Raw genomic sequence first — 10,328 nt, forward strand, 5'->3', positions numbered from 1 at the left:
CAGCGCCGCGCTGGCCCGCTGGTAGTTGCCCTGCACCGTGTGGTGCAGCGCCTCGGCGACGGAGAGGTCACCGACCGCGTCGACGGCCTCCCGGGCCACCTCGATCGCCGGCGCGACGGCGGCCAGCGGGGGCAGGCCGTCGACGCCCCACCGGAGCTGCCCGGCGGTGTGCGCGGTGAGCAGCGCGACCCCGTCGACCACCTCCTGCTCACCGGTCTGACCGGCGAGCGCGGCGACCGCCCGGCGCAGGGCGGGGATGACCGCCGCCTGCCCGGTGTCGTGCAGGGCCCGCTCGATCCGGTACCCGATCAGCGCCGCCAGGGTCTGCCCCTGGCGCAGCCCGTCGACGACGGCGGTGCCGAGCCGGACCCGGCGGGAGGAGAGGTCCAGGGCGAACGGGCTGGTCCCGGTGGCGTCGGCCTCCTCGGCGTGGGTGAGGTGGCCGGCGCGCAGCACGGCGGCGGTCACCGCGTGGGCCACGCTCGGCGCGTGCAGGTAACCGGCGTCGCTGGCGCGGCGCAGCAGGCCGGGCGCCTCACCGGGCGGGATCTGGTCGGCCGGTACGGCGACGTCGTGGCTGCCGGGGGCCAGGTTCTCGACGAAGCCGTACCCGCCGAGGGCGAGCCCGGCCTCCGGGTCGGCGCGCAGTCGGGCGAGCCGCCGGGTGGCCACCGAGGTGGCCCAGGCGTCGAGCCGGAACCCGGCCAGGTCCAGCGCCTCGCGGGCGGCCAGGTCGACCACCGTGGCCGGTCGCCGGGCCAGGTCGTCGAGGGCGGCCAGCAGCTCGGCGTACCGGTCCAGCGGCGGCGGCTCGACGGCGTCGCCGAAGTGGCCCCGGGCCGGGTAGTCCCGCACGTCCGGGGCCGGGCCGGTGGCGACCAGCCGGGCCGCGTGCCGCAGCAGCAGGTACAGCACCGAGTCGGCCGGCTTGCCCGGCCAGCCCCCGGCCTCGACGTCGGCGGGCAGGGTGGCCAGCATCCGGGCCCGCAGGGCGGCGAGCCACTCCACGGTCTGTGGGGTGAGGTCGGCCGCGACCGTCGGCAGGTGTCCGTCCCAGGCGGACACGGAGGTGAACGCCTTGATGAAGTCGAACGGCATGAACGGCGGCACGTTCAACGTGCTGCTGATCTGCCCGTGCTCGGCCCGGGCGTCGACGGTCCGCCGGATCACTTGGGCCTGGTCGAGTCCCTCGAAGCTGATCGCCGTGTCGATCCACGGGCTGGCACCGAAGACGCCGCGCACCGTGTAGCCGTCGGAGACCGGGCGGCGCTTGAGGATGTCCAGCACCGGCCTGGTGTCCGGCCGGCTGGCGGCGACGGCGGTCTGCCAGATCGGGCGCAGCCGGCGGACGAGGTTGGCGACCTGGGCGCCGGTGGGGTCGCCCGGGTCGGCCTGGTAGCGGTCGAGCGAGATGGTCGGCAGCACCCCGTACGGCTGGTTGCCGATCCGGAGCGCGGCCAGCGGGCCCCGGGCCCGGACCCAGTCCACGAAGTGCCGCCGGTACGGCTCCAGCCGGGTGAGACCGACGCTGGTCAGGATGCCGTTCAGCAGATAGCCCCAGGTGGCGGGCCAGAGGGCGGCGTTCATCGCCTGCGCGTCGCGCGACTCCCGCCCGTCGGCCCCCTCGACCCTGCCGAACACCGTCCGGGGGACGCCGAGGGCGGCGGCCAGCCGGGCGCCGTCGGAGCCGTCGCCGGCCGCGTCGGGAAAGAGCTCCCGGCGGCTGGTGGTGGCCGCGAGCCCTGCCTCGCCGAGACCGGAGGAGCCCCGGTCGGTGTTGTTCGTCGGGGTGCCCTGGGCGACCAGCGCGAGCCCGTCGGTGTAGCGGTGCGCGGTGAGCAGCGCGGCGAGGTCGGCCGCGCCGCGCACGCCGGCGGTGCCGCCGGGCTCACCCGGCCGGGCCTCGACCCGGACGCCGAGCACCACGAGCCGGTCCAGGACCAGCTGGGTGGGGCCGAGCGGAACCCGCAGCAACATGCCGTTGGCCTCGCCCTCGGCGGGGTCGATCATCCAGGCCATGCCCGGCGGCACGTCGACGGGGTCCGGCCGGTGCCCGGAGGCGTCCGGCGGCGACGGCGGCGCGGGCGTGACGGCCTCGTCCGGCGGCGGGCTGACCGCGAGGTCCCGGGGGACCGGTGCGGCCTCGTGCCGGAAGACCAGCTGGTTGGCGCGGTACCCGAGCACCACGAAGCGGTCCGGCAGGGCGCGGGCGCGCACCGGCTCGGACCACGCGGCCGGTCGGGTGCCGAACCCCTCGCCGGCGGCGGGCCGCCGGGCGAGCCAGGCGGCACGGGTCTCGCCGAACTGCTCGACGAGCCGCGCCCACGCGGAGACCACGTCGGGATCGTCCGGGTCGGGACCGTGCCCACCGGCGGCCACGAACTCGTCGCGGGCCTGCGCCTCGACCGGGGTCAGCCCCGGCTCGTGCGCGTCGAAGTGGATCTGGTCGGGGTAGACCCGAACCAGCAGGTCGGCGCCGGGCTGGCCGCCGGACCGGGGCAGGTACCGGGTCTCGATCCGGTACGGCAACAGGGCGATCGGCGTACCGGTGGGCACGGTGGTGATGTCGGGCATGGTGTCTCGTTCTCCGGCCTCAGTCGGCGGTGAGCAGGTCGGCGGCGTGGATCAGCACCCGCAGCGGCAGCCGCAGGGTGCGGCGGGCGACCTCGGCGGCGGTCACCCCGGCGCCGGCGAGCGGGTCGCCGGTCGGGGGTGGGCCGAACCGGGTCTCGGTGGGTTGCTCGGCGAAGACGAAGAACCAGCCCGGGCCGTCCGTCCGCCCGGTCGCCTGGTCCTGGGTCAGGTCGAAGCCGAAGTAGCGCAGGTCCGTGCCGAGGGCGCCGCCGAAGATCGGGTACGCCACGGTGCCGGCGACGGTCTCGTCCGCCGGGGCGGTCCGTGACGCGGCGCGGACCGCGTAGACGGCCGTGCGCGGGTGACGGCGCAGCAGTTCGCCCCGGACCGCCAGGACCAGGCGGGCGGCGTCGCCGGTGACCACCTTGTCGAGCCGCCGGTCGGCCGGCCACTGGTCGATCGGCGGCACGTCCGGCGTACCGTCGCCGCCCTGGCCGCGCTGGTCCCAGAAGTGCTGGAACAGGGTGGCCCGGTCGGCCAGCGGGAAGTCCCGCCAGCGCAGCTCGCTGGCGAGTTCGGCGGTCAGCCCGGCGAGGAACGCGGCGACGAAGCGGGGGTTGGTCTCCAGCGCGACCACGCTGTCCGGCGGGATCCGGTCCGCGCCGGGCAGCAGGAACTGCGGCGCGAGCCGGGCCAGCTCACCGGCCATCGGGGTCGGGAAGGCCGGCGCGACCCGGACCCGGTCCGGCTGGTCGGTGCCGGTGGCCCCGGTGAGCCGGCTGGCCACCCGCTGCTTGACGGTGCGGGCCGGTTCGAGCGCGCTGGTCAGGGCCGCCACGTCGGCCGGCGCGACGGTGACCGGGGCCGGTGGCGCGGCCCGCCGGGCGATCGGCCCGCGTCGCCGGCTCACCCGCCGGTACGCGGTGGTGGTCACCACCCCCGCTCCGGCGGTGAGCCCCAGCGGCGCCGCCAGTTGGGTCAGGGTCAGCCCTTCGGCCGGCAGGCCGGTGAGCCGGCGGGCGTGCAGGGTGCTGTTGACCGTGTTCGCCAGGTCGCTGGCGGCCAGCAGCTTGTTGACCGGCCGCACGTCGCCGGCCTGCTGCCAGGCCGCCGCGACCAGGTCCTCCTGCCGGTCCCGCACGACGGCGGCGGCCAGCCCCGCGACGCCCCGGTACCGCGGGTCGAGGTTCAGGTCGGCGAGCCAGCCGGCGTCGCCCGCCGGCACCGACCGCCGGCCGGCGTGCTCGCCGCCGTACAGGGGCGCGGCGCTGCCCGGCCCGGTGCCGACGAGCGGGGCGAGGGCCTGCCGTACCCAGGCGGGCGGGTCGGTGTGACCGCTGCCGGGGCGCACCAGCGCGCCGTCGAACGCGGGCAGCGGCGTCGCCCCGGCCGGGGCGGTGAGCCCGCTGCCGGCCAGGTCGAACGGCCGCCGGCCGACACCCTCGGGGGCCGGCCGGAACCGCAGCGCCCGGACCAGGTCGGCGAAGCTGTGGCCGGCGCCGGTGCTGAACTCCCAGTGGTGGTAGACCGGCAGCGTCACGTCCTGGTCGGTGGACGTCCAGGCCGGCCCGGTGTCGTCGGGCAGCGGCAGGTTCAGCCCGGCCGCCCGGCCGACGGCGAAGGTCGGCACGAGGCAGGCGTGGTAGCGGGCGTCGGGACGCAGCGGCGTGGGGCAGACCAGCCGGGCGACGGTCCGCTCCGGGGCCTGGCGCAGCACCTGCGCGGCGGACTCGCCGGGGGCGAGCGCACCGACCAGTTGCACGTGCGCCCAGGCCCAGGAGTGGGTGAGGTCGGGCAGTTCGAGCCGGGCGTCGGCGGGCGCGCCGATCTCCAGCACGGTGGTGTTGCGCAGCCCGTCCGTGCGCAGCCGGACCCCGGGCTGTTGGCGGACCGCCACCAGGCACAGCCACGGGGGGAGCCGGTCGGCGGCCGGGGGCAGCGGGGTGAACAGCCAGGGCAGGGTCGGCGAGTCGAGGTCCAGCGTGGGGTAGTGGTCCGGCTCGAAGCCGAGCGTGCCGGGCGGCGGGTCGGTGCGGAGCACCTGGTGCGGGGCGAGCCCGGTCACGTCGCCGGGGCCGAGCATGGCGACGGCGATCTCGCCGAGGGAGTGCTCGTTCAGCGTCGCGGTGACGGTGACGTGGCCACGGCGCGGGTCCTCGTCGGGCTTCGGCGCGCGGAGCCGGTTGGCCAGGCCCTCCCTGGCCCAGGGCAGGAAATGGTAGGTCGAGGACACGGTCACTCCCGGGGGACGTCGTCGTTTTCGATGAGCTTGAGAACCCCGCCGGCCCCCTGGGCGGCGAGCGCCTCCCGGGCCTCGGCGTACCGGGCCGGTGGTCGGGTCGGCGTGAGCACCGCGAGCGTGCCGTCGGCGGGCGGGGTGGCGGTGACCACCGCGTACAACGGCTCGGCCAGGCCGATGTCGGAGGCGGGTCCGGCGAAGGCCCGTGCGCCCTGCGCGCCGGCCCCGTTGACCGCCGCCGCGCCGGCCCCGGCCTGGACCTTCATCCGGTCGTCCGGGATCGGCCGGGTCACGGTCGGCCCGGTCGGGCCCCCGTCGGGGGTACGGGTGACGATCTCGTCCTCGGTCCGGGCGGCGACCAGACGCCAGGCCGGCGCCGGGGGCAGGGTCAGCGCCGAGTCGTCGACCCGGAAGCCGGACGCCCACCGCTCGAAGGAGGGCGCGGAGAGCTTCTCCATGTCGTCCATGTCGAGGTACTCCGCCGGGGGGAACAGGTCGTCGACCGGCGTCGACCGGGCCGGGGCGCCGTCGAGCGTGACGGCGCCGACGGTGAACCGGCGCACCTCCCCGGTGAGCGCCGCCGTGCCGTACCGGTCGACGGTCACGTCCAGTGGGGCCACCTTCTGCCGGACCGTCAGCGACCCGAGCGGGTGCACCAGGACCTCGGTGTCGGCGGTGGCCGACTCGGCGAGGGTGACCAGCGGCCCGGACCCGGTGGGCGGCTCGGCGGTCCAGTTCGCCGTGTCGGCCAGGGCCGTGCGGACCTTGCCCGCGAGGTCCACCCGCAGCGGCGGGGCGACGGCGGGGCGCTTGCCGACGGTGACGTCGAAGCGGATGGAGTGCCGGCCGAGGAAGGTGAAGCTGGCCCGCCCCACCGCCCGCCAGGGGCGTGGCCCGGTCAGGCTGCCGGCGAGCTCCACGGCGAGGATCGGGTCACCGTTCCAGGTGAGCGCGACCATCGCGTAGATGTCGATGGCGAAGGAGAGCGGTTCGAGCACGATCAGCGCGTCGAAGCTGAGCACCGCCGCGATGGCGAAGGTGCCGACGATCGGGACCGAGATCCCGGCGTACAGGTCCAGGCGGGCCCCGAACTGGACGGTGTTCGAGGTGATCGCCAGGTACGACGCCAGCCGCAGCCGGGGGTTGCCGTCGCCCAGCGACAGGGTCAGTCGCTGTAGCGCCGGCACGGTGTCCGGCTGCGGGAAACGGGGGTGGAACCCGCCGATCGAGACCAGGAACGACGGCCGGTCACCCCAGTTGGCGCGGACCGCCATCCGCCCGGTCAGGGTGAACCCGGCCAGCCGGGAGTCGCGCAGCACCCCGTCGATCGCCAACGTCCGCTCGCCGAAGTCGAGCGCCCCGACCAGGTCGACCTGGATCAGCGCCACCGGTTCGGCGCGGCCCGGCGGCAGCGCGATCCGCAGCTGGCCGGCGAGCACCACCCGCACCGGCGTCGGGAACTCCACGAACAGGCCCAGTCGGGCGGTGAGCAGGCCCTGCGCGCCCCAGGTGAGCTCGACGGTCGGCCCGACCACGTGCTGGCCGACGGTGGTGGGGAAGAACCGGTCGAGGTCCCGGATCAACCGGGGGGCGTTACCGATCGGGTCGGCCGGGAACAGCACGGTGTCCAGCGCGCCGTCGGCGAGCCCGTCGCGCATCGCCTGGGCCCGTACCGCCCGGTTGACGCCGATCAGGCCGCCGACGCCGGTGAGCGCGAAACCGAACCCGAGCTGGACCGGGGGGAACCGCACCGAGATGAGCACGAGCAGCGAGAAACCGGGGGAGCCGTCCGGCATCCGGGTGTCGAGCAGGCCGACGGCGGACAGCGACTGGCCGAGGAAACTGAGCTGGACGACGCCGCCGTACCGGTCGTCGTCCTGGGCGAGCAGGAACCCGCCGCCGGTGACCACCCCGGCGTCGACCGCGATGCCGACCCCGGAGGGCCGCAGGAACGCCAGGTCCACGTCGACCGGGCCGAGCGTGCCGGCGCCGTCGGCCGGGGTCAGCGCGGCCCGCAGCCCGAGGCCGGTGGCCGAGGCGGTGACCGGGCCGAGCCGTACCGTCAGGTCGGTGGTCAGCCGCACCTCGACCCCGGCGGTGCCGACGGGGCCGGTGACGCCGCCGCCGGGCAGCCCCGTGCTGCCGGCCCGCACCCCGACGGTGACGTGGTCCACGTGCAGTGGGCCGAAGGTCGCGCCGACCGGCAGGGTCGACTCCAGCCCGCCGCCGCCGGTGAGGGTGAGGCCGCGCTCCGGCGACCAGCGCAGCCCGGCGTCCAGCTCGATCCGGATCGGGTGAGGCGGCAGGACCGCGGCGAGGAAACCGTCGTCGCCCGGTGCGATCAGCAGGCGGGCGCCGTCCAGGCTCAGGACGAGGTCACCGGTCGGTCCGGTGGCGGTGAGCCGGCCCTGCGCGGCGAACCGGAACTGGTCGACCTCCAGCCGGGTACCGTCCGGGGCGCCGAGGCGCAGGGCCGGCTCGCCGGGGGTGGGGCCGGCGTACCGCAGCTCGACCGCGCCGGTCAGCTCGGCCCCACCGGGTGGGGTGGAGCCGTCGGCGGGCCGGAACCGCGCGCCGTCCCGGGTGACCACGACCGGGGTGACCAGGCCGGTGAGCCGGCTCGCCACGGTCCACTGGCCGTGCTCCACGGTGGCGTCGAGGGTCCCCTGTGGCGCGAGCACCAGGGCCAGCGGCGGGTCGACGGGGTCCTGCGCGGTGTCCCGGGCCAGCCCGGCGGCCAGGTGCAGGGTGGCCTGTCCCCGCGGGTCGACGTCCGGGTCGGCGTCCGGCTCGTCGGGAGTGCCGACCGGCGCCGACCAGGACAGGTGCAGCAGGCGTCGGGCGGCGTCACGCTGCGCCGGGGTCAGCTCCGACCCGGCCGAGTCCACGCCCGGCGTGCCGTACGAGGCGGGCACCCCGAGGCCGGTCAGCCACCGCACCAGCGGCTCGCCGAGGGCGTCGGCGATCTCGGCGGGCAGCGTGGGCGGGCCCGCCGGCCCGAACAGCCGGTCCCGGAGCACACCCACCGGGTCGGCCAGCAGCCGGCCCAGCGGGTCGACCGTGAAGAAGGGCCGCTCCCGCCGGTCCCGGGCCTGCCGGCCGCCGATCGTGACGGGCGCGGCGGCGGTGACCAGCCGCCGTACGCCGAGCATGTCGAGGGCGACCAGCAGGTTCGGCGCGTACAGCGCCAAATGGGCGTCGAGCAGGTAGCCGAACAGGTCGGTGAGGAAGAGCAGGTACGGGTCGGCGTCATGGTGCGGGGGAGCGGGCCGGCCCGGCGCGCCCGGGGTGGGCGGGGGCCGCCAACCGTCGAGCAGGTCCACGACGGCCGTGACGGCGGCGCGGATGTCGGTGAGACACGCCGCCGCGTCGCCGAGGTCGTCCAGGCCCGCGTCGATCCGGGCGGCGACCCGGGCCACGGTGTCCCGGCAGCGGACCAGGGCGTCGACGAAGGCGGGGAGGTCGAAGCCGGTGAGCGTGGACACGTCCCAGCCCATGCCCTGCAGCAGCCGGTCGCGGGCCTGGGCGTCGCCGGCCGCGGCGGTCAGGGGACGCAGCAGCGCGACCGCGTGCTGGACGAGGATCGCCTGTACCGGCTGGGTCATGGGTGGCACCGTCCAACGCGGCGGAACCGGTCGTCCACACCGGATCTCGTGGCGGCGGTGGGACACCGGTCCGGCGGGCTGGTGCTGTCGGGCATGGCGACGGCACACCTCTGCGGCATGGTCGAACTCCTGTCGGTGGCTGGCCGAACGGCGCTGGGCGAGTCTGTTCGCACGGCGGACCCAGACACCAGGGACAGGCGTCCCGTCCGCCCGGGACACGGCCGGACCAGCCGAAGGGGTGAGGGATCCGGCCCGTTGGACGACAAGCACCCGGGACGTCCGGCGCATCGTAAGATCCGGCGGCCGGTGACCCGGGCGACCCGTGATCTCCACGCGGTCTGCACGGCACCTCCACGCCCGCTCCACACCGCGGTGGTGTCGTGGTCGCGTCCTGGCACGGTGCCGCGCCAGGACAGTCAGGTTCGAAAGGGTCACTCCATGCGTTCAGCCCAGCGTCCGGGTCACGAAGCGGTCCAGGAGGTCGACGTCGTCATCGTCGGCTGCGGCCCGGTCGGGGCGCTGGCGGCGAACCTGCTCGGCGCCCGGGGCGTGCGGACGCTGGTCGTCGAGCGGAGCACCGGGCCGCACCGCCAGCCCCGGGTGTTCTCCTGCGACGACGAGGCCCTGCGCATCTACCAGCAGGCGGGGCTGCTCGACCAGATCGTCGGCGACCTGCACCAGCCGTCGCGGGTCGACTACGTCAACCACGCCGGCCGGGTCTTCGCCACCGTCGACCTGGCGGAGGTCGACTTCGGGTACGGGCACGCGCCGCTGCACTTCTTCGACCAGCCGTCGGTGGAGCAGGCGCTGCGCGGCGGCCTGCGCCGCTTCGACCACGTCGAGCTCGCCCTCGGCGTGGAGCTGGTCACCCTGCGGCAGGACGACGACGCGGTGCACCTGGTGGTGCGCGACGTGGTCACCCAGCGGTACCGCCCGGTGCGGGCCCGGTACGTGCTGGGGTGCGACGGGGCGCGCAGCACCACCCGGACGGCCGTGAAGATCCCGCTGTCGGGGGCGAGCTACCCCCAGGCGTGGCTGGCGGTCACCGGCGACGTCACCGGGGACGCCGTCCGGGTGGGGCACACCACCTTCGTCTGCGACTGGCGGCGGCCGGCGTTCGTCTCGCCGGGGGCCCGGGGCGGGTACCGGATGGAGTTCATGCTGCGCCCCGGCGAGATCGAGGCGGACCTGCTCCAGCCGGAGAGCCTCGCCCGGCTGGTCGAGCCGTACGTCGACCCGGCCCGGTTCACGGTCACCCGGGCGTTGGTGTCCACCTTCCACCACCGCACCGCCCGGCAGTGGCGCCGGGGCCGGGTCTTCCTGGCCGGCGACGCCGCCCACCAGATGCCCCCGCTGCTCGGGCAGAGCCTGTGCAGCGGCCTGCGGGACGCGGCGAACCTCACCTGGAAGCTGTCCCTGGTGCTCTCCGGCGCCGCCGACCCGGCGGTGCTCGACACGTACGAGGTCGAGCGGCGACCGCACACCGTGGCGATGGCGCGCGCCAGCGTCCGGATGGCGCGGCTGTTCCTGCCCGGCAGCCGCCGGGCCGCGTGGCTGCGCGACGTGGCCCTGCGGGCGGCGCAGACGGTGTCCCGGGTGCGCCGGTACGTCCGGCACTTCGAGTTCAAGCCGGAGCCGGCGTACCAGCAGGGCCTGCTGGCCGGCGGTCGGCGCGACGGCGCGGTCGGCACGATGTTCCCCCAGCCGAGGGTCGGCACCCGGGGCTCGGCCACGCCGCACCTGCTCGACGCGGCGCTCGGCGCGGGCTTCGCGGTGCTCGGGCGGCCCGGCGCGGTGCCGACGGGCGACCTGCGCCGGCACCGGCTGCCGGTGCGGTTCGTCGCCGTGCACCCCGCCGGTACCCCGGTGGCGGCGCTGCCCGCTCCGCCGGGGTCCGAGCGGCCGGCGCC

At 76.5% G+C, this 10,328-nt stretch carries 4 protein-coding genes; 1 reads left to right on the forward strand and 3 read right to left on the reverse strand.

The features are described from left to right. The 3 genes from AWW66_RS29580 to AWW66_RS29590 form a co-directional block, all read right to left on the reverse strand. The coding region (locus AWW66_RS29580) for a hypothetical protein (RefSeq protein ID WP_211272150.1) at positions 1–2,574 on the reverse strand (2,574 nt) is incomplete at its 3' end. A gap of 19 nt (positions 2,575–2,593) precedes the next feature. Continuing rightward, positions 2,594–4,807 (reverse strand): hypothetical protein, encoded by a 2,214-nt coding sequence (locus tag AWW66_RS29585; protein ID WP_157528135.1) that lies wholly within the window; start codon positions 4,805–4,807, stop codon positions 2,594–2,596. 2 nt (positions 4,808–4,809) lie between these two features. Further along, positions 4,810–8,418: a DUF6603 domain-containing protein gene (locus AWW66_RS29590; protein WP_067373301.1), complete on the reverse strand. Its 3,609-nt coding sequence runs from the start codon at positions 8,416–8,418 to the stop codon at positions 4,810–4,812. 438 nt (positions 8,419–8,856) lie between these two features. Here AWW66_RS29590 and AWW66_RS29595 point away from each other — a divergent pair. Continuing rightward, the coding region (locus tag AWW66_RS29595) for a bifunctional 3-(3-hydroxy-phenyl)propionate/3-hydroxycinnamic acid hydroxylase (RefSeq protein WP_067373304.1) at positions 8,857–10,328 on the forward strand (1,472 nt) is incomplete at its 3' end.

The sequence above is a fragment of the Micromonospora rosaria genome (assembly GCF_001567585.1).
GTDB lineage: Bacteria > Actinomycetota > Actinomycetes > Mycobacteriales > Micromonosporaceae > Micromonospora > Micromonospora rosaria.